Source organism: Glutamicibacter sp. NPDC088483 (assembly GCF_044753145.1).
Lineage (GTDB): Bacteria > Actinomycetota > Actinomycetes > Actinomycetales > Micrococcaceae > Glutamicibacter.
In genome coordinates, this window is record NZ_JBIVMP010000001.1 from 38,648 (window position 1) to 65,101 (window position 26,454).

Sequence of the window (26,454 nt, forward strand, 5' to 3'; positions counted from 1 at the left end):
AAGTTGCGCGTAGACGCGGTCCAATTCGCTCACTAGTTGGCCTCGACTTTGCCAGAATCCAGCTTGGCCACGGTGACCTGCTCGCCATCTACCGAATCATCGGCGACAAGTTCCAGCTGCGCGGTCAGGGTTTCAGCTGCCACCAGCTCGCGGTTCGCTTCCAGTGCCGCGATGGCGGCCGTGTTGGCGGTGACCACGGTGTGGATGCGATCCGATACCTGCAGGTCCGCGTCCTTGCGGGCGGACTGGATGGAGCGGATCATGTCGCGTGCGGTGCCTTCGGCAGCCAGTGCCTCGGTGACCTCGGTATCCAGCACCAGGAAGCCGCCGTCGATGACTGCCGCGGCAATTTCGCCTGCTGCATCCACCACGGTGTCCAGGGTGTATTCGCCCTCGGCCAGTTCCAGTCCGCCCGCGGTGACCACCCCGTCGGTGACCGACCAGTCCCCGGACTTGGCGCCCTTGATCGCCTGCTGCACGTTCTTGCCCAGGCGCGGACCGGCCGCACGGGCGTTCACTACCAGCTGCTGGCTGATGCCGTAGCTGGCGGCGTCGACGCCTTCGGCATCGATCAGGGTGACGGCCTTCAGGTTCAGCTCGTCCTTGATGATCGACGCGTAGGTGCCTTCCAGGCGGGCAGCGCCGGTGAGCACGACCTTCAGCTCGGCCAGCGGCAGGCGCACGCGCAGGTTCTTGGCCTTGCGCAGCGAGGAGCCCACGGAACAGATCTTGCGGGTGGTTTCCATAGTTTCCAGCAACGCGGCATCGGTTGGGAATTCGCTGGCGTCCGGCCAGTCCTCCAGGTGCACCGAGCGCTTGCCAGTCAGCCCGCGGAAGATCTCTTCGCTGGCCAGCGGCAGCAGCGAAGCGGTGACCTTCACCAGGGTTTCCAGCGCGGTGTACAGGGTGTCGAAGGCCTGGGTGTCTTCATCGAAGAAACGCTGGCGGCTACGGCGCACGTACCAGTTGGTCAGGGTGTCCATGTACTGGCGTACGGCCTCGGTAGCATCGGAGACCTCGTAGGAATCCAGTGCCTCGGTGACTTCGCGCACCAGCTGGCCCGTGGCAGCCAGCATGTACTGGTCCAGCGGGTCGGTGGAGTCCATCGAGCGCTTGGCCTCGTAGCCGGCCCCGTTGTTGGCGGAGTTGGTGTAGAGGTTGAAGAAGTGCCAGACGTTCCACAGCGGCAGCAGCACCTGGCGCACGCCATCGCGGATGCCCTGTTCGGTCACGACCAGGTTGCCGCCGCGCAGGATCGGCGAGGCCATCAGGAACCAGCGCATGGCATCGGAGCCGTCGCGGTCCAGGACCTCGGTGACATCCGGGTAGTTGCGCAAGGACTTGGACATCTTCTGCCCGTCCGAGCCCAGCACGATGCCGTGGGAGATCACGTTGGTGTAGGCCGGGCGGTCGAAGAGCGCGGTGGAGAGCACGTGCATGGTGTAGAACCAGCCGCGGGTCTGTCCGATGTACTCCACGATGAAGTCCGCCGGGTGGTGGCCGGAATCGAACCATTCCTGGTTGTTGAACGGGTAGTGCACCTGGGCGTACGGCATCGAGCCGGAGTCGAACCAGACATCGAGCACGTCTTCCACGCGCTTGAGGGTGCCGGATTCGGCGCAGCCCTCATGGGCCTTGGTCAGCTCGTCGATGAATGGGCGGTGCAGGTCAGGCTGGCCTTCGTGGTTAACCGGCATGCGGCCGAAGAAGTCCTGCATTTCCTGCAGCGAGCCGAAGACTTCGCGGTGCTCGCATTCGGCACCGCTGCATTCCCACACCGGGATCGGCGAACCCCAGTAGCGGTTGCGCGAGATGGACCAGTCGCGGGCGTTTTCCAGCCACTTGCCGAACTGGCCGTGCTTGACGTTGCCCGGGATCCAGTTGATCTGCTCGTTCAGCTCGACCATGCGGTCCTTGAACTTGGAGACCTCGACGTACCACGAGGAGATCGCGCGGTAGATCAGCGGGGTGCGGCAGCGCCAGCAATGCGGGTAGGAGTGCTCGTAGGAGGCCTGCTTGACCAGCTTGGCCTCGTCCTTGAGCACATTGGTGATGGTCTTGTTGGCGTCGAAGACCTGCACGCCGGCGATCTCGGCCAGCGGACCGTTGCCGAAGACCGGCAGGAACTTGGCGCCCTCGTCTACCGAGAGGATCACCGGGATGCCGTGCTCTTCGCAGACCTTCTGGTCATCCTCGCCGTAGGCCGGAGCCTGGTGCACGATGCCGGTGCCGTCGGCCACAGTGACGTAGTCGGCGGTGAGAATCTGCCATGCGTTTTCGGTGCCGTACTTCTCGGTGTCGGTGTAGGTGTCCCACAGCGGCTGGTAGCGCACGCCGGCAAGCTGCTCACCGGTGTAGCTGGCGGTGATGGCCGCAGCGGCTTCCTTGGCATCCTTGTAGCCCAGGTCCTTGGCGTAGGAGCCGAGCAGGTCGCGGGCCAGCAGGAATGGCCCGGCGGCGGCCGAAGCCTTCACGCCGGCTTCGCCTGCAGGAACCACGACATAGTCGATCGCCGGGTGCACGGCCAGTGCGGCGTTGGTTGGCAGGGTCCACGGGGTGGTGGTCCACGCCAGGGCCTGCACGCCGGCAAGTGCCTTGGAGGCTTCGGTTTCACCGGCAAGGATGGTGAAGCCCACGGTGACGGTCTGGTCCTGGCGGTTCTTGTAGACGTCGTCGTCCATGCGCAGCTCGTGGTTGGACAGCGGGGTCTCGTCCTTCCAGCAGTATGGAAGCACGCGGAAGCCCTTGTAGGTCAGGTCCTTGTCCGAAAGCTGCTTGAAGGCCCAGATGACCGATTCCATGAACTCGACGTTCAGGGTCTTGTAGTCGTTTTCGAAGTCGACCCAGCGAGCCTGGCGGTTCACGTACTGCTTCCACTCATCGGCATACTTCATCACCGAGGTGCGGCAGGCGTCATTGAACTTGTCGATGCCCATGGCTTCGATCTGCTTCTTGTCGGTCATGCCCAGCTGCTTCATGGCTTCCAGCTCGGCTGGCAGGCCGTGGGTGTCCCAGCCGAAGCGGCGCTCCACGCGCTTGCCGCGCTGGGTCTGGTAGCGCGCTACCAGGTCCTTGACGTAGCCGGTGAGCAGGTGGCCGTAGTGCGGCAGGCCGTTGGCGAAGGGAGGGCCATCGTAGAAGACGAATTCTTCGCCCTCGCGCTGGTCAATGGAGGCCTGGAAAGTGTCGTCGTTCTTCCAGTATTCGAGGACGCGCTTCTCAAGATCTGGGAATCGCGGTGAAGCCGGGGTCGAACCGGTTGGGTCTGTAGTGACCTTCGGGTAGAAGCTCATCGAATGGGCCGTCCTTCAAGCGTAGGGTCGATAAATCCTTGCCTACGAGGACGGCACGAATGCCGCGGTACCACCCCGCTTATCCCCCGCCGCAATGATGGGGAATCGCTTATCTTCAGCTGTGACGGGCTGGTCCCGTTCGGTTCTACTTGGCGTTCATGATGCTCGCGGTTCTTCCGAAGACTCACCGGTGATAGCCGGATCAAAGTCGCAGTCCTTATATCCTACCGCGTGATGCCCCAGCTGAAAATTCCCAGCAGCCTTCGAAATGCAAGTGAGCGCAGGCTCACAGTACGCAGCTGGAAAACCGAAAACGCCATTCCCTGCATTTTCAGGATAGCGCGCCCAGGGGGCCTTGCCGCAAGGCCCCGCATAGGGTCCATAATCAATATCTTCCCCACGAGAACTAGCCAGACCAGGGAGCCCGTGTGCCTGCCAAAATCGCAAACACCAACTATTTCGATGCCATCGAGCACAGTCCAGCACCGGAGAACTCGGCCGAGATTGGCGAGGACCAGCAACGGCTCTGCGAAATTGCCAACCGGGTTGGGCAGCTTCGATCCGAAATTTTGGAGCGCATCGCCCGACGAGGACAAGACCAGGGCGGCGTGCTGCAGCAATCCCTTGAACGCGATGTTGAACTCAGCGAATTAGCCCAGCGGCTGCGCCAGCTGGACCGCATGGGTCCCTACGCCTGCTTGGGCTTCATGGAAATAGCCGGGACCGGCGAGCGCCTCTACATTGGCCGCAGTGGCTTGAGCGACGACCAGGGCAAGCAGCTGCTGCTTGATTGGCGAGCCCCTGCAGCAGAACCATTCTTCGCCGCCACCCATGAGAAGGACCATGGGTTGGCCATGAGACGCCGCTACCGTTGGCGCCGGCAACGCATCTGCGACTATTGGGATGAAGTGTTTGATTCCTCCCAGCTGGCTTCCCATGCCCGCTTGGATGACCATTCTTCATTTCTCGCTTCCCTTGGCAGCAAGCGTTCACCAAAAATGCAGGACGTGCTCGCAACCATCCAATCGGACCAGGACACGATCATCCGGAGAAGCTCGCAAGGCGCGCTGGTAGTTGACGGAGGGCCGGGTACCGGCAAGACGGTGGTCGCCCTGCATCGAGCCGCCTATTTGCTGCATGCGGACCCACGGCTTCAACGCCAGGGTGGCAAGGTTTTGGTGGTAAGCCCGCACGAGGCCTATAGCTCCTATGTCGCTGACATTCTTCCGAATCTCGGCGAGGACGAGGTGCTCATTTCAACACTTTCGAACATAGTTTCGATTGGCGATGATTAGCCCTCGGAACCGGATCACGGAGTCCACCGCATTAAATCCAGTCTGGCAATGCTGGATGCAGTCAAGAGGGCCGTGCAGGTCTTTGAAGAGCCTCCCTCCGTTGACGTTCAAATCGACTTTGGGGAAGCTCAAGCCACTCTGACAACGCAGCTGTGGCGCACTGCGGTCACCATGATTGGCGAAGCAACGCCGCACAATGAAGCACGCATCGAATTGCGTGATGCCCTCATTGATCAATTGCTCCCCCAAGCCCTCAGAGGCGAAGACACGAAGCCACTGCCGCGCTCGGAGTGGGAGAGAAATCCAGCACTGAATGGGTTGCTAGATGAGCACTGGCCTGTCCTGGATCCATGCAAGCTGCTGCGGGCGCTCTATTCAACCTCGGAACTGCTCCGCTACAGCGGCAGAGACCTTGGCAACGAAGAGATCGAAAAGCTACTGGCAAGTTCGGCTTCTGGCCGATGGACCACGTCGGATATTCCGCTGATTGACCTTGCGCGCTTTCTCATTGGCGACCCGCACAGCGAAGCGAAACGTCGTGATGAACAGTTCAGAGTGCACGCCGAGCGTACTCGATGGAAAAACGTCGTTGATGATCTGATGGACTCGGTTGACGACAGCGAGGATCTGGCATCCCAGCTCATCCACCACGATCTCCAGGAGCAGCTTCTCGCCGGAGCTCCGGAGAACAATTTGGCCTCGCTCAATTACGACGGACCCTTTTCGCATGTCATCATCGATGAAGCCCAGGACCTGACCGATGCGCAATGGGCAATGATCCAACGCCGTTGCCCATCAGGGAGCCTGACGATTGTGGGCGATAGGGCCCAGGCCGTTCACGGCTTCAACACGACATGGGAACAGCGTTTGGCCAGGATTGGCATTCGCGGCATCTCCGTATCCCGCTTGCGGGTCAACTACCGCAGCACGGCACAGATCATGGAAGCAGCCGCAGAGCAGATCCAGGCACAGATGCCCGAGGCGAACGTGCCGCGATCATTGCGCACGGATGGTGCACCGGTGCGTTATGCCCGCCTGACCGAACTGGAATTAATACTCGATGATTGGCTAGGCGAAAATGCCGAGGGCACGGCGGCAGTTATCGGGGCCTCTGGCTTCCACGACTCTGGCAGGGTCCGCTTTCTTTCGCCAGAGAACGCCAAGGGCCTGGAATTCGATCTGGTGCTCGTCTGCCAGCCACGCTCCTTCGGCACCGGATTAAGCGGAGCCGTGCGCAGATACGTGGCCATGACCAGAGCGACAGCTCAACTGGTAATACTTGCCGATCAATAACCGGCAGCAGCCTTTAGTAGGCTGGCATTCATGAGTACTTCCGAGCCGCAGTGGTTGGACACCCAGAATCAGCAGCACTCGTTGGCCTCGCCAGTGGTGCTGCGCTGGGGGCAGCACCTGGTGACGGCAATCCTGCTTGCCATCGCGTTGCTGCGACAGATTTCAGCGCAAGGAAATGTCCTGCCCGCGATCCTCGTCTCGGTACTCTTCGCCACTTGGTACAGCCTCGGCTTCGTTTCCCGTGCCAAGAAAGGAGTCTTCGCCAAGCCCGCGTGGTGGTTGGCGCTGCTGCTAGGGATCTGGATTGCAAGCCTCTTCGTTTCCGCTGAATTCATGTGGTTGGCCTTCAGCCTTTGGCTTCTTCTGGGCCACCAGCTGCCATTTCTTCCCTCAATATTGTGGTCAGTGGTCGTCTACGCCTTTACTTTGCTCGCTCCCTACCTGCACAATGCCGAGCTCAGCATTGCCGCCATTGCCGGCCCCTTGGTTGGCGGGCTATTCGCCTGGGGCATCTCCCGCGGATACCTGCAGATGGAACGCGATGCCGAAGTGCGCACATCCTTGGTGAATTCCCTGGTGCGAGCCCAGCAGGAAATGGCAGACCTGCAAGGAGAATTGGCCCGCTCCCAGCATGAGGCTGGCATCGCCACCGAACGCACCCGCTTGGCCCGCGAAATCCACGACACCGTGGCCCAGCAGCTCTCCTCCATCGGATTGCATGCCAAGGCGGCAGAAGCCTCCAAAGACCCAGAGTCTGCCTCGGCGGCCCTGAGTCGCATCGATGAGCTTTCCGGGCAAGCGCTGACCGATTTGCGTCGCATCATCGCCGCCCTGGCTCCGGCAGAACTCGATTCCCAGGCGCTCGCCGGAGCCTTGGGCCGCGTCTTGGAGAATTTCAAGGCCGATTCGAAGTTGGAGACCCGATTGGATATCGAACCGGGGCTGCCCACTTTGGATCCGAATGTGCAGATCGCGCTGCTGCGCACCACCCAATCCGCCCTGTCCAACGTGCTGCGCCATGCCCAGGCCTCCGCGGTGGCGCTCAGCCTGGGGTCCAGCGGCGACGAGGTACGTTTGGATATTGTCGATGACGGCATCGGCTTCGTTCCCAAAACTGGTCGCGTGCAAACCAGTACGCACACCGGAGGCTTCGGCCTGACCGCAATGAACCAGCGCCTGCGCGAACTCGGCGGCGGTTTGGATGTCGAGAGCTCACCCGGTGAAGGCACCGCCCTGTGCGCCCACCTTCCGCTTCGCTTAGCAAAGGACAACTCATGATCCGGATCCTGCTGGTCGACGACCACCCCATCGTGCGGACCGGCCTGCGCGCGCTGTTCGAGAACTACGACGACATCGTTGTCATTGGCGAAGCATCCAGCGGCGAGGAAGCGGTGGAATTCGTCAAGGCCAACACCGTCGATGTGGTGCTCTGCGACTTGCGCTTGGGTGCCGGGATGAACGGTGCACAAACCACCGCGGCGATCCGCCAACTGGCCAAACCGCCTTATGTGCTGATCCTGACCACCTTCGACAAGGACTCAGAGCTGCTCGCTTGCATCGAAGCTGGAGCTGCCGGCTACCTGCTCAAGGATGTTAGTGCCCAGACCATCGTCGAGTCCATCCGCCAAGCCTCCGCCGGGCACATGGTCCTGGCCCCGGAGATGACCCAGCGCGTTGTCGAGGGCATGCGCCGTCCCAAAATCGAGCTCACCAAGCGCGAAAAGGACGTATTGGCCCAACTGTCTACCGGTGCCGGCAACAAGCAGATCGCCAAGGCCCTGTTCGTCTCGGAGGCGACGGTCAAAACCCACCTGGTCCACATTTTCGACAAGCTCCAAGCAACCACGCGTACCGACGCGATCAACAAGGCCAAAGACCACGGGCTGCTGTAGCTGATCAACAGAATCCCGGTGACACGGCGGGGTGCATCTCAACCTTTCGGTTGAAGTTTTATTCACCCCTTTCCACGATGGCCTGACCTGCGAAATCTCGTTAACTGGAACTATGAAAGTTCCAGTTATCCCCCGGATCGGCGATTCGCTGACCAGCCGCCGCGGAGCCCGCATTTGGGCCGCTGGCATCTTTGCAATAGTTCTCGTTCTTTTTGGTGCGCTGAGCAGCATCCAAGCCCCAACGCGTGCGGCCAGCTCCCTGGTCGAAGGCTCTGAATCGGCACAGGTCGCCGAAATCCTGGATGCCAACACCAGCGATTCCCAGAGCTCGGCTTTGCTGGTGGCCAACCGCGCCGATGGCCATGCGTTGAGCAATGCCGACACCGCTGCCCTTGATGAGCAGACCGCGGCGCTAGCCCACGACGCGGAGCTTTCCGCTGGCCCCACCATGGCCAGCGAAGACCAGCAGGCAGCCATGGTTCCGCTCACCTGGGATACGGTCTCCGATACGGCCGACCGCCAGAAGCTGGATGAGATCCGCAACTGGATCCAGGCCCATCCCATTCAGGGGCTGGCCGTGCAGGTCACTGGTTCTACCGCCTTCGCAGTAGATATCACCAATGCGTTCGCCGGGGCGGACTTCACCCTGCTGGCCGTCACGGTGGGCATCGTGGCAGTCTTGCTGATCCTCACCTACCGTTCGCCGGTACTCTGGCTTATCCCGCTGGTCGTTGTTGCCATAGCCGATCGCAGCGCCTCCCTGGTGGCGAACCTGCTGGGCAACGCCTTCAATCTGCACTTCGACTCCGGCGTGCTCAGCGTGCTGGTCTTCGGCGCCGGCACCAACTACGCCTTGCTGCTGATCTCCCGTTACCGCGATGAACTGCAGAAGACTACTGACCACCGCCAGGCGCTGTCCAAGGCGTGGGCGGCCAGCTTCGAAGCGATTCTGACCTCCAACCTCACCGTAGTGCTGGCCCTGCTGACCTTGGGACTGGCCGTCATGGAAGATACCCGCGGGCTGGGCATCGTCTGCGCCGCTGGCTTGCTGATCGCTGCGTTCTTCGTGCTCTTTGCGCTGCCACCGATCCTGGCCTTCGCCGGGCGCAAGGCATTCTGGCCGCTGGTCCCCCGCCCGGGACAGGAAAGCAAGAAGGAAAACTTCTTCGGACGTGCTGCTCGTGCTGTCATGACCCGTCCGGGCCTGAACCTGGCAGCATTGGCGGTCTTGCTCATGGTTCTGGCCGGAGCGCTGACCGGTACGCGTATCGGTCTGGACCAGACCCAGCAATTCCGCACCGCCACCGAGTCTTCCAGTGCCATGCAGACCCTGGCCGCGCACTTCCCCGCAGGTGAAACCCAGCCGATCACCGTGTTGGCGCAGGGAACCGATGTCCAGGTCCTGCGAGATGAATTCTCCGGAGTCGAAAACGTCAAGCGTGTTGGCGAATCCTCCCAGCTCGGCACCACGCCATGGCAGCAGTTCTCTGTCATCTCGGCTGTCGATCCCAGCTCGGCCATGGCACAGGACCTGGTAGCGGACCTGCGCGGTGCTGCGGCAACCGGCAGTACCGGGCAGGTGCTCATTGGCGGGCAGAGCGCCGAACAGCTTGATTCGCACCAGATGCACCTGCGCGACCTGTTCGTGATTGCCCCGCTGATCATGGTCATCTGCTTCGTGATGCTCGGCTGGCTGACCCGTTCCTGGCGAACCGCACTTGCCTTGGGTCTGGTGAATTTGCTCAGCGCGGGCGCCGCCGTCGGCTTGGGTTCCCTGGTTTCCTCGGTGGTCTTCGAGGCCAACGCCCTGGATGTCCAGGTGCCGCTGCTGGCCTTCGTCTTCTTGGTCGCCTTGGGCGTGGATTACACCATCTTCTTGACCCAGCGAGTCCGCCAAGACTCGCAGGTGCTGGCGCTGGGCGACGCAGTGGTACTGGCCGCAAGCCGCACCGGTTCGGTGATCACCAGTGCCGGGCTCGTGCTGGCAGGTGTCTTCGCGGCACTGGCAACACTGCCGCTCACGGTATTAGGCCAGCTCGGCCTGATCGTCGGACTCGGCGTCCTGCTGGACACCTTCGTCGTTCGCACCCTGCTGCTCCCGGCGCTGTTCGCAGTCCTGGGCTCAGGCAAGCATCCACTCTTCGGCACAACTTCCTCCGCTGCAGAAGCAACTGCAGAACCAACCGTTCAGAAAGAAAACAAAATCAATGCGTAAGCTCGTGAATTTCTCCTTCGCCTACATGGTCCTCGGTGTAGCTTCCGGTCTTTTCTACCGTGAATTCACCAAGATGAACGGATTCCCTGAAGGCCAGTGGACCCAGCTCTCCGTAGTCCACACCCACCTGCTGGTGCTGGGCTTCATCATCTTGCTGCTGGTGCTCCTTCTGGAAAAGGCCTTCGGCCTGAGCCAGCACCGCAAGCTCTTCGCGTGGTTCATGGGCACCTACAACGCGGGCGTGATCCTAACCGCGGGCATGCAGCTCACCCACGGCATCATGACCGTACTAGGCATTGAGTCGTCCAAGATGATCTCGGGCATCGCGGGCCTTGGCCACATGTCTATCACCGCAGGCATGATCTTGCTGTTCATCATGCTGCGCCGCAGTGTCGGCGCCCAGAAGCCAACCCAAAAGGTTGAGCTGGCCGGCTAGCCCAGCCAAGTACCACAGCGGAACTGACACTCGGCCCAGACGAAGATCGTCTGGGCCGAGTTCGCTCGCGCTTCTGGCCCCCACTGCCAGGACCCCAAGATTGGCCACTTGGCTAAAGATAAAATGATCCGCTGCTGCTATAGATTGAACTAACAATCTTTCTCCCAGGAGCGGTCATGAGCGACGAATTCTTTTCCATCGTGGATACCGAAACCACCGGCCTGTTCCCCGGAGGGAACGACCGCATCGCCGAAATTGCGATAGTCACCATGAATCGGCAGGGCACGATTGTCGACTCGTGGGAAACACTGATCAACCCGCAACGCGATCTTGGCAAGCAATCAATCCATGGCATCCAGAGCCGCGACGTGCTCGATGCGCCCAGCTTCAAGGATCTGGCAGAAGAACTGCATTGGAGGCTATCGGGCACAGTGCTCGTGGCACACAATCTTTCCTTCGATTCCAGATTCCTTGAGGCTGAATTCCGCAAGTGCGGCCTGCCGGTGCCCGAGACCTTCCTGGCGCAAGGAATGTGCACCATGCGAATGTCCCACCGCTACCTGCAAGGCGCAGGCCGCTCGCTTCAAGACTGCTGCGATTCCTTTGGCATCGAGTTGCAACAGGCTCACAGCGCAGTGGGAGATGCGACGGCCACAGCGACATTGCTTTCGCGCTACATGGAACTGGATCCCGATGAACCAGAATGGGACGGACGACTGCGTTTAGCCTCGACAGGGCGGTGGTTTGATTCCACGCCGCGCTCGCGCGTCGTTCCAGTTAAGCGGTCCCAGTACAGAGCTGAATCTGCCGGGCATTTTCTGGAAAAGCTTGCGACCCGGTTGCCGGAATTTTCGGGCACGGCTACGGAGGAGAACTACTTGGCTGTACTGGATTTAGCTTTGATGGACCGCTACGTATCAGCCCATGAAGAAGCCCAGCTGCTCCAGGCCGCCACTGAAATTGGTTTGGATAAGCACCAAGCGCTGAGATTGCACGAACTGTACTTCCAACAGCTTGTCGCAACGGCTTGGTCCGATGGCGTACTGACCGAAGACGAAATAGACGATCTGGCGAAAGTCATCGGATTGCTAGGACTTCCGCCGCAGCTAATCGAGGTAGCCAAGGTGGCGCCGGTGGCTTCCGAAGATCACGAACCCATCCGCGAGCCTCAGGGCAATCATCAGATCGATCTCGGCGCCATGGTGGTGCTCACCGGCGATATGACTCGTCCGCGTTCGGAGATTGAAGCTCAGCTTGCGTCCGCAGGGTTCACCCCTCATCGCGCGATCACCAAGAAAGTAGCCTTGCTGGTGGCCGCGGATCCTGACTCGCTCTCCGGCAAAGCCAAGAAAGCACGCGACTACTGCATCCCTGTTGTCGGCGAAGATTATCTCTGGAACACCCTACTCCGCTGACACCTGCGCCAGGTACAGCAATGGGCGATGTTCCCCAGCAATGATTTGCCGAGGGACATCGCCCATAGTTGCTAGAGCCCGGGGTGAAACTTACAGGCTCTCAACCAATTTTTTTGCCGAGGAGAATTCCATCATCGCTTCGCGCTCTACGACCTTGACGCGGTCGCGAGTGATCTCGCCGAAGCGAGTCGAAACGGTGCCGGCTGTGGCGCCCAGTTCCTTCTCGTGCGCGTCCAAGTTCTTCCAGCCATCCCAGTTGGAGAAGTTCACGCCGCGGCTTTCGAGCAGTTCCGAGATCTTCTGGGAAGAATCCGGCTGCGCCAGCTTAGTGAGGTCTTCAAGCAAGTGGGTAATGGTCTCCAGGGCGTCGCCCTTGGTGTGGCCAATCAGCCCAATCGGGCCACGCTTGATCCAGCCAGTGGCATACAGGCCGGGAACGTGAGCGCCGGACGCGTTCAGCACGCGGCCTTCCACGTTGGGCAAAACGCCCTTGGCCCCGTCGTATTCAATGTCGTCGACTGCCGAACCGAAGTAGCCGACGGCACGGTAGATGGCCTGCAGCGGGTACTCGACGAATTCGCCGGTGCCGCGTGCGCCGCCATTTCCGTCGAGCTCGTTGCGCTCCACCTTCAAGCCGGTGACCTTGCCATCTTCGCCCAATACCTCGACTGGCGACTGCAGGAAGTGCAGGTGCAGGCGGCGCGAGGCGCTTGGAGCTTCTTCACGCTCTTCCTGCTCGATCAGCCAGTTGGTCAGGGTGGAGACCATGGTCTTGGTCTGGTTATTGGTCTTCATGGCTTCATCCGAAGCCTTGTCGAACTCGAAGTCCTCTGGGTACAGGACGATGTCAACGTCCTTGGAGTGCGAGAGTTCGCGCAGTTCCAGCGGGGTGAACTTCACCTGGGCCGGGCCACGGCGGCCGAAGACATGCACGTCGGTGACGGCCGAGTCATTCAGCTGCTCGTAGATGTGCTCAGGGATTTCGGTTTCCAGCAGCTGGTCAGCATGCTTGGAAAGGATGCGGGCCACGTCCAGGGCAACGTTGCCGTTGCCGATGACAGCAACTTCCTTGGCGGACAGGTCCCAATTCTTGTCAACATCTGGGTGTGCGTCATACCAGGACACGAAGTCGGCGCCGCCGAAGGACCCTTCAAGATCGACACCTGGGATGTTCAGGTCAGCGTCCTTCTGGGCGCCGGTGGAGATGATCACTGCGTCGTAACGGGTATGCAGGTCTTCCAGCGAAATGTCTCGGCCCAAGCCGACGTTGCCGTAGAAGTCGATCCAGTCGTTGTCCAGCACCTTGTGCAGGGCGTTGATGATGCCCTTGATACGCGGGTGATCCGGGGAAACTCCGTAACGGATCAGACCGAATGGCGTAGGAAGCTCGTCAAAGAGATCAACGTGCAGCTTCAATTCTCCCGATGCGACCGGCTGGCTCTTGTTGAGCAGGTCAGCGGCGTAGATGCCGGCCGGACCGGCACCAACGATGGCAACACGCAGCGCCCGGGAATGGAGGTGCTCAGGGACGATAATTTCACTCATCAAACAACTTCTCTTTCTTAGTCAACGAATGAGGCCGCCGCGGTGGCATCGGCATTCTCTAGCGGCAGGAGGTCTACCAGTTGGTCGGAGGCTTCCGGGGCTAGCCGAACGACGTCACCAATAACGATAACGGCCGGATTCGCCACTGCGGCCTTGCGGGCGCGCTTTACTATCCCTTCTAGCGTACCGATAGTTGTGCGCTGCGTCTGTGAGTAACCTCGCTCAACTATCGCAATCGGTGTACTTGACGGTAAACCACGGGTAAGCAATGTCTCAACAATTTGTGGCAAATTCGATACTCCCATCAGCACCGCAAGGGTGTGATCGGAGCGGATCGGCACGTCCGCGAGTTCGCTGTGTCCACTGACTACGGTAAAACCGGCCGCAATTCCCCGGTGCGTGACGGGAATGCCAGCGGCCATGGGCACGGAGACTGCACTGGTAATGCCGGGAATCACACGCGTAGGGATCCCGTATTTCGCGGCGTGGAGCAGTTCCTCGCCGCCGCGTCCAAGTACAAACGGGTCGCCACCTTTGAGGCGAACTACCCGCTTACCTTCTAAAGCGTACTTGACCAGTAATTCATTGGTTTCATCCTGGGTTTTGACGTGGCAGCCTGGTGACTTGCCCACATCGATGACAACCACATCATCGGAAAGTTCTGCCAGCAACGCGGTAGGTCCCAGCTTGTCGGCCAAAACCACTTCCGCGGCAAGCAGGGCCCTATAGCCGGCGATGGTAATCAGCTCGGGATCCCCCGGTCCACCGCCAATCAGGGTGATATGCCCTTTAGCCATTGTTTTCTCCCGTTCGGGTCATTCCTCGATCGCGCAACAGCTTGCGTTCAATCGGAGCGAAAAATACCAACTCGATCAGCACACCCACCAGCAGGATGGTCAAGATCACCAGCATGACCAATGGCAGGTCTGCCAGATCGCGGCCCCGTTGCAGCAGTGAACCGACGCCCAGGGCCAGCGAACCGCCCACGGCAATCAATTCGGCAGCCATCAACGAACGCCAAGCGAAAGCCCAGCCCTGACGCAGTCCGGCTACATACCCTGGCATGGCAGCTGGCAGCTCAATGTGCAGCACATGCTCCCACTTGGAGGCACCGAGCACCTTGGACAAGGACTTGTACTGCGCTGGAATCATGTCGATCCCGGCGAGCAGGCCATTGATGATGGATGGAATCGCGCCGAGCAGCAGAACCGTGTAGATGGTCGCATCGCTCAGGCCAAAAAGAATGATGGCTGCGGGAACCCACGCAATAGAGGGCAATACCTGCATGGCCGATACCAGTGGCCCCACCCCCTTGCGCAACAGCGGCTGATGCGCCAGCAGCAACGCCAGCGGGGTGGAAATAATCACGGCAATCGCAAATCCGCTCACGGCGCGGAACAACGAATTGCCCACGGCCGCAACCAATGATCCATCTGCCAGCAGTTGCGGAAGCTTAGCCGCGACAGCCAGTGGACCGGGGAAAAGGTCTTCGCGCAGTGGGCTTGCCCAGGAAATAATTTGCCACAGGCTCAGAAGCACAACCACAGTGAGCAAGGGGGCAACCCATGAATCGAGCTGGTTGTTCGGGCGTAGCTTGATAACGCGCACGGGTTTGAACCTAGTTCGAGATTCTGTCAGTGAGCTCATGTTTCCGCTGCTCCTTTCTGAGAATCGTGGTTAGTTCATCGGCCAATGCGGCGGCCTCGGCCGGGTTATTGCGGAGTTCGCCGGTGATCCGGCGAGTCTCAAGGATGCGCCCGGGGTGCGAAGAAAGCACCAGAATGCGGCCGGAGAGGCGAATCGCCTCACGCACATTGTGGGTGACGAAGATGATGGTTTTGCCCGTTTGCCTCCACAAGGCGCGCAACTGCTCATGGAGCATGTCACGCGTGATGGCGTCCAGGGCGGCAAATGGCTCATCCATCAACAGAACCTGGCGGTCCTGAGCCAAAGCCCTGGCCAAAGCTACGCGTTGGCGCATGCCGCCAGAAAGTTCATGCGGCTTCTTGCCGCTTGCATGCCCCAGCTGAACGAGGTTGAGCAGTTCCTCGACGCGTTGCTGGCGTTCCGGAGCTGGCTTCCCCGCGAGCTTGAGCGCCAGGTCAACGTTCTCGCTGGCTGTCAGCCACGGCAGGAGGTTGGCATCCTGGAACATGAATGCCGCGCCGTCTTCAGGTACTTCAAGCCAGCCGCAGCTGGGCGGCAGTAACCCAGCAATCATGTTGAGCAAGGACGACTTGCCGCAGCCTGAGGCCCCCAAGACAGCGATAAACTCTCCGTCTTCAATTTCTGCACTGAGGCGATCTATGACCAAGCCAGTGCCTGGATAGCTCAGGGAAACTTCATTCAGCCGTACTCCCATTACTTCTCCTGCTGTTCAAGAAAACGCGTATCCACGACTCCGTCTGCGTTACCGCCAGACCCCACTCCTACGGCCAATGCGTGGTCCACGAGTGACTGGTAGGTTTCAGGCAGGGGGTCCTCGCTGAAGTGCACCTGCTTCAAGGCTTCAGCGATCACTGATTTGTCAAAGGAACTTCCGTTGGCTTCGACCAAAGCTTTCTGCACAGCCGCCAACTTCTGTTTTCCGTCCGCATGATTGAGCCAATCGATGGCTTGGGTATTTGCATCGACCAGCTTCTGGACGGTTTGCGGATGGCTAGCCATGAATTCCTTGGAGACCACCAGAACCGTTGTCGGGAACTTGCCGTCGGGCCAGAGCTCGGCTTCATTCACCAAGCGGTGTCCCCCGTTCTTCTCGACTAGCAATGAAGCGTAGGGCTCCGGAAGCCAAGCACCGTCAATTTCACCGCGGCCGAAAAGCTGTGCGACGGTTCCATTGGAGCTCGGGGTCACTGTGGCGTCCTGTTTCAAGCCCAGGCCCTTCAGGTAGCTGCGCAAGGCAACATCCTGGGTTCCGCCGAATTGCGGGCTGGCCAGATTGCTGCCGGCCAGTTCCTCGGGCTCAGTGATCTTCTTGTCCACGACCAGGCTGGCTCCGCCGTAGGCGACGCCGGACACCACGTTCAAAGACTCGCCATCGCTGGACAGGTAGCTGTTCAACGCTGGGTTTGGCCCCAGATACGCGGCGTCGATGGCCCCCGAGTTCAAGGCTTCTACGGCTGCCGGTCCCGCGTTGAATATCTGGCTTTGGACACTGGTACCGTCTTCTTCAAGGTGATCTTGGAGAAGACCTTCGGACTGGGCGATCAAGGCCGGAGCATGGGTGAGGTTGGCGAAATAGCCAATCTTCAGCTCATCTGCCGGTCCGTGATGTGCCGCCTGCGCTGGTACTTCATTTGGTCCCGGAAGAAACGTCGTCGCCACAGCAACTGCGCTCAATGCTCCGACCGCCGCCAGCCCGAGGAAGCGTCCTCGGAAGCCGGTCTTCTGCCCATGAGCCGTCAGCCGGACCCGGCCTTGGTTTCCTGCTGGCTGGCCAGCATCAGGCTGCTTCATTATTTTCCTCGAAGATCCCCGCCGCAAGGGTGCGCCCCGTAGCTGGATCGATCAGCAGGAAGCTTCCGCCAGTGCGCGAGGTGGCGTACTGCTCGATGGCCAACGCTGCCTGGCTGCGCAAGGTGATCCGGCCCAGGTCGTTGAGCTCCAAGGAGTGGGCGGGCTGCTGCGAATAGTCGGCCACGTTGATGACGTAGTCGATGGTTGACAGCTTGGCTGCGGCGACCTTGGTACCGTGCTTGATCAACAGCCGTTGGCCGCTAGTGAGCTTCACTGGATCCAATACGCAGATGTTCGCCTGGAACTCCCGGTGCGCGGTTGGCAGTTCGCCGGCGACGATGGTGTCGCCGCGGGCAATATCCAAGTCGGTCTCCAGCTCGACAACGATGGCGTCGCCGGCCTGGGCGCGGTGCGCGGCACCAGCAGGCGTGCTGATGGCCTTGATCCGGCTACTCACCGGCTGGCCGTTGGAGAGCACCTGCACGGACTCCCCCACGGCCAAGCTGCCGTCAACCAGAGTTCCGGCATATCCGCGGTAGTCGCGGTACGCGTCCGGGTCCAGGCCTGGAGCCAAGGCGCCCTGCGGGCGGATCACGTACTGGACATCCAGACGGGCAGTGCCCCCGCCGAGCCGTGGCTCGATGTCCTCGAGCAGCCCCAGCAAGGTCGGGCCGGCATACCAGTGCGCGGAAGCCGAAGGATCGACGATGTTATCTCCCTGAAGCGCGGAGACCGGGATGACGGTGGTTGACTTCAGGCCGAGTTCTCCGGCGAGCGCGAGTACTTCGGCCTCGATCTGGCTGAAGGCCGCTTCGTCCCAGTCGATCAGGTCCATCTTGTTCACGGCGATGACCAGTTGCGGAACCCGCAGCAAGGCGAGCACGCCAAGGTGGCGCCGGGTCTGCTCCAGCACGCCGTGCCTCGCGTCAACCAGCACGATCGCCGCGTCTGCGGTCGACGCGCCGGTGACGGTGTTGCGGGTGTACTGCACGTGTCCGGGGCAATCGGCCAAGATGAAGGACCGCTTGTCGGTGGAGAAGTAGCGGTAGGCCACGTCGATGGTGATGCCCTGCTCGCGTTCGGCGCGCAGCCCGTCGGTGACCAGCGCGAGGTCCAGGGTTCCGGCGCTGCCGCCGAAGCCGCGTTCGGCGCTGGTACGGGCCAGGTCATCGAGCGAGTCGGCGAGGATGGCCTTGGCGTCATGGAGCAGGCGGCCCACGAGAGTGGACTTGCCGTCGTCGACCGAACCGGCGGTAGCGATGCGCAATAGTGTGGTGGTCATCTTAGAAGTACCCTTCGGTCTTGCGGTCTTCCATTCCCGCGGCGGAAATACGGTCGTCGGCGCGGGTGGCTCCGCGTTCGGTGATGGTGGCGACGGCCAATTCATCGAGCACCTTCGCCACGGTGTCGGCGGCGGAGAGCACCGCACCGGTGCAGCTGGCGTCGCCCACGGTGCGGTAGCGCACCTGCTTGACGACGACCGGCTCATCGGCGTTGGGCTGGCTGACGCTGGTCAGTGCCCGCCACATGCCGTCGCGTTCGAAGACCTGGCGGCAGTGCGCGAAGTAGATCGGCGGCAGCTCGATGTTCTCGCGCTGGATGTAGGCCCAGATATCGCGTTCGGTCCAGTTGGAGATCGGGAAGGCGCGCACATGCCAATCCGGCTCGTGCCGCCCGTTGTACAGGCTCCAGATTTCCGGGCGCTGGTTGCGCGGATCCCAGACGCCGAACTCGTCGCGCAGGGACAGGATGCGCTCCTTGGCGCGGGCCTTGTCCTCATCGCGGCGCGCCCCGCCGAAGACCACGTCGAAGCCGTTGGATTCGATGGTGTCCAGCAGGACCCGGGTCTGCAGGCGGTTGCGGGTGCCGTCGGGCAGCTCGGCCAGCTCTCCGCGGTCGATGTACTCCTGCACGGAGCCGACGACGAGGTTCAGCCCGTACTTTTCCACGACCGCGTCGCGGAAGTTGAGCACCTCGGCGAAGTTGTGGCCGGTATCGATGTGCACGACGGGGATGGGCACGCGGCCCGGGGAGACGGCCTTGGCCAGCAGGTGCAGGACGACTACGGAGTCCTTGCCGCCGGAGAACAGCAGTCCGGGCTTGTCGAATTCGGCGAGCACTTCGCGGATGATGTGGATTGATTCGGCTTCCAGGGCGTCCAGGACGCTGCGCTGGGTGCCTGCGGGCGCGTTAGCGGTGATGGTCATGATTCGCTCCTTAGACGTGGATTCCGCATTCGGTTTTATTCAGCCCGGCCCAGCGGCCAGCCCGCGGGTCCTCGCCCTCGGCTACCGGCCGGGTGCAAGGCTGGCATCCGATGGACGGGTAGCCGTTGGACAGCAGCAGGTTCACGGGTACTTGGTGCCCGGTGGCGTAGTCGATCAGCTGATCGAAGCTCCAGGGGGCCACGGGATTGAATTTGACCAGTCCGTGCTTCTCGTCGAAAGCGACCAGGGGCGTGTTGATGCGGGTCTCAGCTTCGTCACGGCGGACCCCGGTGAACCACGCGCTGTATCCGGACAGGGATCTGGCCAGCGGGTCCATCTTGCGCAGCTGGCAGCAGGCGGCCGGATCCCGGGAGAACAGGTCCTTGCCGAACTTCGCATCCTGTTCGGCCACGGTCAAGGCAGGCAGCACGTCGACGATGTTCACGTCCAGCGTGCGAGCCACTTCGTCGCGGGTTCCGTGGGTTTCGGCAAAGTGGTATCCGGTTTCCAGGAACAGCACATCGACCTTGGGCAGCTGCGCGCAGACCAGGTGCGGCAGCACGGCATCGGCCATCGAGCAGGCCACCGCTACCTCGTCGGCGTCGAGGTGCTCAGCTGCGAAAGCGACGACCTGGTCCGCTGTGGCATCCCAGCCCAGCTCGGCGGCGCCCAGCTTGGCGATGCGCCGCAGTTCAGCCTCGCTGCGGGTACGTACTGGGGTCGGCTTGCTCATTTCAGCTCATCCTCTTCAGCTCGGTGGGCCCAGGCAGCGAAGGATTCCCCTTCGGCAGCCGAGGCCGAGTAGTTCTTCACTACCCGCTCCACGTATTCGGGCAATTCATCAGCCGCGACCTTGAGCCCGCGCACCGTGCGCCCCAGGGCGGCTTCGCCATTTTCGAAACCGGCCAGGGTGCCACCGAGGTGAACCTGGAATCCGGAGACCTGTTCTCCCTGGTCGTTGGTAATCAGCTGGCCCTTGAATCCGAGGTCCGCGGTTTGGATGCGGGCGCAGGAGTTCGGGCAGCCGTTGACGTGCAGGGACAGCTGGCGAGGCAGCTTGCCCTCGTGGTCGGCCAGGCGATCCTCGATTTTTGCTACCGCGTCAATCATGGTGTCTTTGGTGTCCACAATGGCCAGCTTGCAGAATTCGATACCGGTGCAGGCAATGGCCGAACGCTTGAACAAGCTGGGGAATGCCTCCAGGCCCAGGACCCGGGCCGAAGCGACGAAATCCTGCACCTGCTCTTCGGCGATGTCCAGGGCGATGATCTTCTGGTGCGGGGTGGTGCGCAGCCGGGTGGATCCATGGGCTTCGGCCAAATCGGCAAGGCCGGTCAGCGCGGTACCGGATACGCGGCCAGCCGGAGCGGTCAACCCGATGTAGAACTTGCCGTCCTTCTGCTCGTTGACTCCGCTGTGGTCTCCTGCTTCGGTGGGCTGCTCCGGCAACGGGCCGTCGGGCAGCTCATAGCCCAGGTACTCATCTTGCAGCACCTGGCGCATTTTTTCCGTGCCCCATTCGGCCAGCAGGAACTTCAGGCGTGCGCGGTTGCGCAAGCGGCGGTATCCGTAGTCCCGGAAGATGGAAACTACGCCCTCCCAGACATCCGGGGCCTGCTCTTCGGTCACGAAAGCGCCGAGGCGTTCGCCAAGGCGGGGGTTTGCCGACAGCCCGCCGCCGACCCAAAGGTCGTATCCGGGGCCGAGCTGCGGGTGGACGGTGCCGATCAAGGCGATGTCGTTGATTTCGTGGACGACATCCTGGCTTGGGTGGCCGGTGATGGCGGTCTTGAACTTGCGCGGGAGGTTCGCGAATTCCGGCTTGCCGATGTAGCGGTGGGAAATTTCGGCGATCACCGGGCTGGGATCGATGATCTCGTCCTTGCTGATGCCTGCCACCGGAGAGCCGAGGATGACACGGGGCACGTCGCCGCAGGCCTCGGTGGTGTGCAGGCCGACGGCTTCCAGCCGCTGCCAGATCTCCGGGACATCGACGACGTCGATCCAGTGCAGCTGGACGTTCTGGCGATCTGTCAGGTCGGCGGTGTCGCGGGCGAAGTCGGTGGAGATCTGGCCGATGACGCGCAGTTGCTCGGTGGTCAGGGCGCCGCCGTCGATGCGCACGCGCAGCATGAAGTAGCGGTCTTCAAGTTCTTCTGGGCTCAGCGTCGCCGTCTTGCCGCCGGGGATCCCCTGGGCACGCTGGGTGTAGAGGCCCCACCAGCGGAAGCGGCCGTGCAGATCCTCGGGTTCAATGGAATCGAAGCCCTGCTTCGAGTAGATTTCCTCGATGCGCTGGCGCACGTTCAGGCCGTTGTCGGCGGCCTTCATCTCTTCGTTGGCATTCAACGGGGCAGGGCCGTCGATTTTCCATTGGCCGTTGGGTTTTGCCGCTCTTGTGGAGCGAACTGGTGTGGTTGTCTGCGTCATGTCCACCAGCGTAGGAACTGCCCCCAGGGGGTCGGCAACCTGCCGGTGTCACATGGCTACGCGTTGCCTAACGAGTTAGGACTTCGTCATCTGGAGACATGAAAAGCTCCTCTTCGAGCGCCTTTTGCAGTCGCACAAGGAAACATTGAGCAATCATTACGTCAGGAAGCAGGGGGCTTGTCACCACGCCTGCCCCCGTGCTAGCCAGCTTCTGCTGGAAGAATCCGTCGGCGAGCAGCGAGCTGAGCACGAGCACTGGACGCGCGGCAGCATTTCCCACGACGTCAGCGATCCGCGGCTGGGCCCCTGCGCAGTAGCCCACCTGCACTTCGCGCTCCAATAGGACAGCGAGCTGCTCGGCGAGATTCTTGACCTGGTTTTGGCCGACTTCCAATCTCGTGCCCGCCGTCGCCAAGACAACGAGCGGGTCGTTGGCCAGGTGCCCTGCGGCGCGTTGCGCCAGGACTTGGGCCAGCTCCGGCAGCGGACCCAATGGCAGGGCGGCGGAGGTTCCCGCGCGCGAGGAGACCGCCTGCGCAATGTCGTGCGTCGTATGAACGCCGTCGGAGACCAGCAGCGGCAAGACCACTGCCGGCTCGCCTTCAGGCAAACCGGCGATAACCGTTTCAAGCCGGGGCTCTTGGACATCCACATAGGCTTCGTGCCAGACAAGCTGCACCGGGAATCGCTCTTCGCTCCGCCGTTCCAGGTCGGCACGCAGATCATGGATTAGTTGCTGCCCGTTGGCGTTGTCCGTGCCATGGGATGTTGCGACAACATGTATCTTCTGCTGGGTCGCTTGACTCATGAATTGATCCTCACCGATGTTGTTGGGCGCCTAGTTGGCGCTGCGCACTAGCTTGTGGTTGGCGGCCTGCGCCTGCGGGCGGATGACAATTTCATCCAGATTCACGTGGGCCGGGGCGCTGACCGCATAGCGGATGACTTCGGCAACGTCTTCACCGGTCAAGGGATTCTCCACACCGGCGTAGACGTTGTCGGCGGCGCTCTGGCTTCCCAGACGACGGAGCGCGAACTCTTCTGTCTGCACCAGGCCGGGCAGGATCTCGATTACCCGCAGCCCGTTCTCGACTTCTTCAAGACGAAGCGCCTGGGTCATGGCACGTTCAGCGGCCTTTGCCGCGTTGTAGCCGCTGCCGCCTTCGTAGCTGGCCAGTGCGGCGGTGGAGGTAACGTTCAAGACGGTGCCTCGCGCCTCGCGAAGCTGGGGCAGCAGTGCACGGGTCAAGCGCATGGTTCCCATGACATTGGCTTGCCACATGAAGTCCCAGTTTTCATCGACCGCGTCGGCCCAGGTTTCGGTTCCACGCGCACCGCCGGCGCAATTGACCAGCGTATCTGCGCCGCCTTGCGCGGTGACCGTTTCTACCAGTGCGTCGACATCTGCCTGCACGCTGACATCTGCTGGCACCGCGATCGCACCGCATTCAGCGGCGAGCTTTTCCAAGCGGTCGGCCCGGCGGGCTACTGCGAAGACGGTCCATCCTTGTGCGCGCAACGCACGGACTGTTGCCTGGCCGATTCCGCTGGAAGCTCCGGTAACAACGGCCGAACGGGAAGAAGTCTTATCTGTAATTGTCATACGTCAACTGTAGAACCAGATCATTACCAGTTGGTAAGGCATGAATTTCTCTTACATTTCATGCGGCAAGATTTTCTTCCGGGCCAGGGCCTGGAATCCAGGGCGGCGTGCGTCGGCGGTGCCGCCAGGGCCATGGCCGATGCTGTCCCGTCTGCGCCTACTGCGCGGCGGCAACGTGCAGCTGGCGCGGCTGCCGGAGGAATGCAATCGGAGGGAATATCTTGCGTAAGCGGAGCCATGCAGGAATGCGCCAACGCCAGACAGCGCTGCTATGCCCGGGTGCACCGTGCCGCTGGTGCGGGCGACAAGGCGATTCGGCGTTCGCGGCAGGACGGCTGAGCCAAGGGCCGCCGGTCCGGCACAGGCTTTTGATCCAGCTGGTCCCGGCTGGACAGCGGCGTGGTGCAAGCCATGGGCAACAATGACTGTGCGCCGGGCAAAACATGGAAGAATAGACGCATGGCAGAAGAAAACTTGGGCACAGACACGCCCGCAACGGTTTCCGTTCCTGACAAGCCCGCTTTGGAAGGCTTGGAAGAACGTCTTTCGTCCCGGTGGCGCACCGAGGGCACCTATCACTTCAATGAGGACACGACTCGCGAAGCCGTGTACTCCATCGACACTCCCCCGCCAACCGCTTCGGGTTCGCTGCACGTAGGACACATGTTCTCGTACACGCAGACCGACGTGTTGGCTCGCTACCAGCGCATGATCGGCAAGAACGTGTTCTACCCACTTGGTTGGGATGACAACGGCTTGCCTACCGAGCGCCGCGTGCAGAACTACTTCGGCGTCCGTTGCGACCCGACCAAGCCTTACATCGAGGGCTACCGTCCACCGGAAAAGCCTGCGAAGAACCAGCGCGACTGGGATGTCATCAGCCGCAAGAACTTCATCGAGATCTGTGAAGAGCTGGCGGTCGAAGACGAAAAGGTCTTCGAGCAGCTGTTCACCACCCTGGGCCTTTCGGTGGACTGGCGCATGACCTACCGCACGATCGACGACAATTCGCGTGCAACTTCGCAGCGCGCCTTCCTGGACAACCTGGCAAAGGGCGACGCCTACATGGCTGAAGCTCCAACCCTGTGGGACGTGACCTTCCGTACCGCAGTGGCCCAGGCCGAACTCGAAGACCGGGAAATGCCCGGCGCCTACTACCGTTATGCATTCGACGCTGAAAACGGCGAGCAGGTCTTCATCGAGACCACCCGCCCGGAACTGCTCGCTGCTTGCGCCGCGCTAGTGGCCCACCCGGATGACGAGCGCTACCAGCACTTGTTCGGCAAGACCGTGACCTCGCCGATCTTCGGAGTTCCCGTCACCGTCCACCCGCACCCATTGGCCCAGGCCGACAAGGGTTCTGGCATTGCCATGGTGTGCACGTTTGGCGACTTGACCGACGTGACCTGGTGGCGCGAACTGCAGCTGCCAACCCGTCCGATCATTGGACGCGACGGCCGCATCCTTGCAGACACCCCCGAGTGGATCACCACCGAGGCCGGCAAGGAAGCGTACGCCCAGATTTCGGCAAAGACCGTGTTCTCCGCCAAGGAAACCGTCGTCGAGATGCTTTCCGACGCGGGCCTGCTTGATGGCGAGCCGAAGAAGATTTCCCGTCCGGTGAACTTCTTCGAAAAGGGCGACAAGCCGCTGGAAATCGTGACCTCGCGCCAGTGGTACATCCGCAACGGCGGCCGTGATGAAGAACGCCGCAACCAGATGATCGCACGCGGCCAGGAAATTGATTTCCACCCGTCGTTCATGCGCTCGCGCTACGAAAACTGGGTTTCGGGCCTGAACGGCGACTGGCTCGTTTCCCGCCAACGCTTCTTCGGCGTACCAGTGCCAGTGTGGTACCAGGTCAACGAGTACGGCGAACCGAACTACGATGCGCCGCTGTTGCCGACCATCGACCAGCTTCCGGTTGACCCGGCAGCAGACGCGCCGACCGGCTATACCGAGGACCAACGCGGCTCCGCTAACGGCTTCATTGGCGATGCCGATGTCCTGGACACCTGGGCAACCAGCTCGCTGACCCCGCAAATCGCTGGCCGTTGGGGCCGTGACGACGAGTTCTTCTCGAAGGTCTACCCCTTCGACCTGCGCCCGCAGGGCCACGACATCATCCGTACTTGGCTGTTCTCCACCGCGGTTCGCGCAGATTCCCTGCACGGCAACGCTCCGTGGAAGCACGCTGCGATTTCGGGCTGGATCCTGGATCCGGACCGCAAGAAGATGTCCAAGTCCAAGGGCAACGTGGTTGTACCTAACGAAGTCCTGGATAAGTTCGGCGCGGACGCCGTACGCTACTGGGCGGCCAGTGCCAAGCTGGGTGCCGATACCGCGTATGAAATCAACCAGATGAAGATCGGCCGCCGCCTGGCCATCAAGATCCTCAACGCCTCGAAGTTCGTGCTGAACTTGGGCGCGACCGACGCCAACGTCTTGACCGATGACGCTTCGGTAGTCACCAACGGGCTGGATCGTTCGCTGCTCGCTCGCCTGTCGACCGTTATCGAAGACGCCCAGCGCGCTTTCGACAACTACGACTATGCTCGCGCGCTGGATATCACCGAGTCGTTCTTCTGGTCGTTCACCGACGACTACGTCGAATTGGTCAAGGACCGCGCCTACGGCGGCCACGGCGAAGCCGAGCAGGCGTCGGTTCTGGCTACCCTGGCCACCACCCTTGATTCCGTGCTGCGGCTGTTCGCGCCATTCCTGCCATTCGCTACCGAAGAGGTTTGGGGTTGGTGGCGCACCGGGTCGGTGCACCTGACCCAGTGGCCAAGCACCGGGCACTTGTCCGCTGCAGTGGAGGGCTCCGACCCGGCGGTACTGCCACTGGTTGGCGTCGCTCTCTCGGGCATCCGCAAGGCCAAGTCCGATGCGAAGGTCAAGCAGCGTACCGAAGTGCTCTCGGGCGAGATCCACGCTCCAGCGTCTCAGGTTGCGCAGCTCAAGGCAGGATTCGAGGACTTGAAGTCCGCGGCGAACGCCCGTGAGCTGACCCTGGTTGAAGCCGACGGTGAAATGACTGTCACCAACGTTGAATTGGCTCCGGCTGAAGAAACCGAATAGCAGTTGAACCAGAAAAACCGGTTGCCATCCCGTCATCGGGATGGCAACCGGTTTTGCTATTTCTGCCCTTGCTCCTCCCCCGCATCAGGGTCATCCGTCTCGGGTGGAGACTGGACGGTTTTCTCCATGGGCCGAGCCGCGCGTCGACGTTCGCCGGTGAAGTGTTCCAATTGGTCTTCCGCGCTGGACTCAAGACGATGCTTCTGGACCGAGTCTTCTGACCCGGCAGCTGGCGAATTTCCGTCGGTCATCTTCTCTTCCCATCTACTTGCAGCCAGCAGCTGGATCCC

General features: G+C 61.5%; 21 protein-coding genes. 8 read left to right on the top strand and 13 right to left on the bottom strand.

All coding sequences use genetic code 11. From position 1 onward, the window contains the following. Positions 1 to 32 precede the first annotated feature (32 nt). Entirely contained in the window at positions 33 to 3,293 is a 3,261-nt protein-coding gene (gene ileS / locus ACIP6G_RS00220; protein WP_400288019.1) for an isoleucine--tRNA ligase, read from the bottom strand. A 428-nt stretch (positions 3,294 to 3,721) separates the two neighbouring features. Between ileS and ACIP6G_RS00225 the strand changes: the two genes are divergently transcribed. The 7 genes from ACIP6G_RS00225 to ACIP6G_RS00255 all read left to right on the top strand — a co-directional run bounded on the left by ACIP6G_RS00225 (position 3,722) and on the right by ACIP6G_RS00255 (position 11,839). Next, positions 3,722 to 4,588: a hypothetical protein gene (locus tag ACIP6G_RS00225; RefSeq protein ID WP_400288021.1), complete on the top strand. Its 867-nt coding sequence runs from the start codon at positions 3,722 to 3,724 to the stop codon at positions 4,586 to 4,588. A 48-nt stretch (positions 4,589 to 4,636) separates the two neighbouring features. Next, positions 4,637 to 5,881 carry a UvrD-helicase domain-containing protein gene (locus tag ACIP6G_RS00230; RefSeq protein WP_400288023.1) on the top strand — a complete coding sequence of 415 codons (1,245 nt, stop codon included), beginning with the start codon at positions 4,637 to 4,639 and terminating at the stop codon, positions 5,879 to 5,881. A gap of 30 nt (positions 5,882 to 5,911) precedes the next feature. Next, the gene (locus ACIP6G_RS00235; RefSeq protein WP_400288025.1) at positions 5,912 to 7,159 is read left to right on the top strand and encodes a sensor histidine kinase; all 1,248 of its coding nucleotides are present in this window, start codon (positions 5,912 to 5,914) and stop codon (positions 7,157 to 7,159) included. Beyond that, entirely contained in the window at positions 7,156 to 7,773 is a 618-nt protein-coding gene (locus ACIP6G_RS00240; RefSeq protein ID WP_400288027.1) for a response regulator, read from the top strand. Before ACIP6G_RS00235 ends, ACIP6G_RS00240 begins: the two co-directional genes overlap by 4 nt. A gap of 112 nt (positions 7,774 to 7,885) precedes the next feature. Continuing rightward, the gene (locus ACIP6G_RS00245) at positions 7,886 to 9,988 is read left to right on the top strand and encodes an MMPL family transporter (RefSeq protein ID WP_400288029.1); all 2,103 of its coding nucleotides are present in this window, start codon (positions 7,886 to 7,888) and stop codon (positions 9,986 to 9,988) included. Then, positions 9,981 to 10,424, top strand: coding sequence for a DUF2871 domain-containing protein (locus tag ACIP6G_RS00250; protein WP_400288031.1), 444 nt, complete (start codon positions 9,981 to 9,983; stop codon positions 10,422 to 10,424). Before ACIP6G_RS00245 ends, ACIP6G_RS00250 begins: the two co-directional genes overlap by 8 nt. A 176-nt stretch (positions 10,425 to 10,600) precedes the next feature. Further along, positions 10,601 to 11,839 carry an exonuclease domain-containing protein gene (locus tag ACIP6G_RS00255; protein ID WP_400288033.1) on the top strand — a complete coding sequence of 413 codons (1,239 nt, stop codon included), beginning with the start codon at positions 10,601 to 10,603 and terminating at the stop codon, positions 11,837 to 11,839. A 90-nt stretch (positions 11,840 to 11,929) separates the two neighbouring features. Here ACIP6G_RS00255 and ACIP6G_RS00260 read toward each other — a convergent pair whose 3' ends face one another. The 11 genes from ACIP6G_RS00260 to ACIP6G_RS00310 form a co-directional block, all read right to left on the bottom strand. Further along, positions 11,930 to 13,384 carry an FAD-dependent oxidoreductase gene (locus ACIP6G_RS00260; RefSeq protein WP_105658478.1) on the bottom strand — a complete coding sequence of 485 codons (1,455 nt, stop codon included), beginning with the start codon at positions 13,382 to 13,384 and terminating at the stop codon, positions 11,930 to 11,932. Positions 13,385 to 13,401: 17 nt separating this feature from the next. Beyond that, on the bottom strand, positions 13,402 to 14,181 hold the full coding sequence (gene cobA / locus ACIP6G_RS00265) for a uroporphyrinogen-III C-methyltransferase (RefSeq protein WP_400288035.1): 780 nt from the start codon (positions 14,179 to 14,181) through the stop codon (positions 13,402 to 13,404). Beyond that, positions 14,174 to 15,031, bottom strand: a complete 858-nt coding sequence (locus ACIP6G_RS00270; RefSeq protein WP_105658476.1) for an ABC transporter permease — start codon at positions 15,029 to 15,031, stop codon at positions 14,174 to 14,176. The genes cobA and ACIP6G_RS00270 overlap by 8 nt, the downstream gene beginning before the upstream one ends. Then, on the bottom strand, positions 15,003 to 15,746 hold the full coding sequence (locus ACIP6G_RS00275; RefSeq protein ID WP_400288038.1) for an ABC transporter ATP-binding protein: 744 nt from the start codon (positions 15,744 to 15,746) through the stop codon (positions 15,003 to 15,005). The genes ACIP6G_RS00270 and ACIP6G_RS00275 overlap by 29 nt, the downstream gene beginning before the upstream one ends. After that, positions 15,746 to 16,843, bottom strand: a complete 1,098-nt coding sequence (locus ACIP6G_RS00280; protein ID WP_400288039.1) for an ABC transporter substrate-binding protein — start codon at positions 16,841 to 16,843, stop codon at positions 15,746 to 15,748. Before ACIP6G_RS00280 ends, ACIP6G_RS00275 begins: the two co-directional genes overlap by 1 nt. Next, on the bottom strand, positions 16,830 to 18,125 hold the full coding sequence (locus ACIP6G_RS00285) for a sulfate adenylyltransferase subunit 1 (protein ID WP_400288041.1): 1,296 nt from the start codon (positions 18,123 to 18,125) through the stop codon (positions 16,830 to 16,832). The genes ACIP6G_RS00280 and ACIP6G_RS00285 overlap by 14 nt, the downstream gene beginning before the upstream one ends. Before the next feature lies 1 nt (position 18,126). Then, positions 18,127 to 19,050 carry a sulfate adenylyltransferase subunit CysD gene (gene cysD, locus ACIP6G_RS00290; RefSeq protein WP_105658472.1) on the bottom strand — a complete coding sequence of 308 codons (924 nt, stop codon included), beginning with the start codon at positions 19,048 to 19,050 and terminating at the stop codon, positions 18,127 to 18,129. Between the two features lie 10 nt (positions 19,051 to 19,060). Next, a complete protein-coding gene (locus ACIP6G_RS00295) occupies positions 19,061 to 19,783 on the bottom strand; it encodes a phosphoadenylyl-sulfate reductase (RefSeq protein ID WP_105658471.1) in 723 nt (240 codons plus the stop codon). Further along, a complete protein-coding gene (locus ACIP6G_RS00300) occupies positions 19,780 to 21,480 on the bottom strand; it encodes a nitrite/sulfite reductase (protein ID WP_400288043.1) in 1,701 nt (566 codons plus the stop codon). Before ACIP6G_RS00300 ends, ACIP6G_RS00295 begins: the two co-directional genes overlap by 4 nt. A gap of 67 nt (positions 21,481 to 21,547) precedes the next feature. After that, positions 21,548 to 22,288, bottom strand: a complete 741-nt coding sequence (locus ACIP6G_RS00305) for a sirohydrochlorin chelatase (RefSeq protein WP_400288044.1) — start codon at positions 22,286 to 22,288, stop codon at positions 21,548 to 21,550. 30 nt (positions 22,289 to 22,318) lie between these two features. After that, positions 22,319 to 23,083, bottom strand: coding sequence for an SDR family oxidoreductase (locus ACIP6G_RS00310; protein WP_400288046.1), 765 nt, complete (start codon positions 23,081 to 23,083; stop codon positions 22,319 to 22,321). A gap of 459 nt (positions 23,084 to 23,542) precedes the next feature. Between ACIP6G_RS00310 and valS the strand changes: the two genes are divergently transcribed. Then, positions 23,543 to 26,164, top strand: coding sequence for a valine--tRNA ligase (valS, locus tag ACIP6G_RS00315; RefSeq protein WP_400288048.1), 2,622 nt, complete (start codon positions 23,543 to 23,545; stop codon positions 26,162 to 26,164). Between the two features lie 56 nt (positions 26,165 to 26,220). Here valS and ACIP6G_RS00320 read toward each other — a convergent pair whose 3' ends face one another. Next, the gene (locus ACIP6G_RS00320) at positions 26,221 to 26,415 is read right to left on the bottom strand and encodes a hypothetical protein (RefSeq protein WP_146112904.1); all 195 of its coding nucleotides are present in this window, start codon (positions 26,413 to 26,415) and stop codon (positions 26,221 to 26,223) included. Positions 26,416 to 26,454 lie beyond the last annotated feature (39 nt).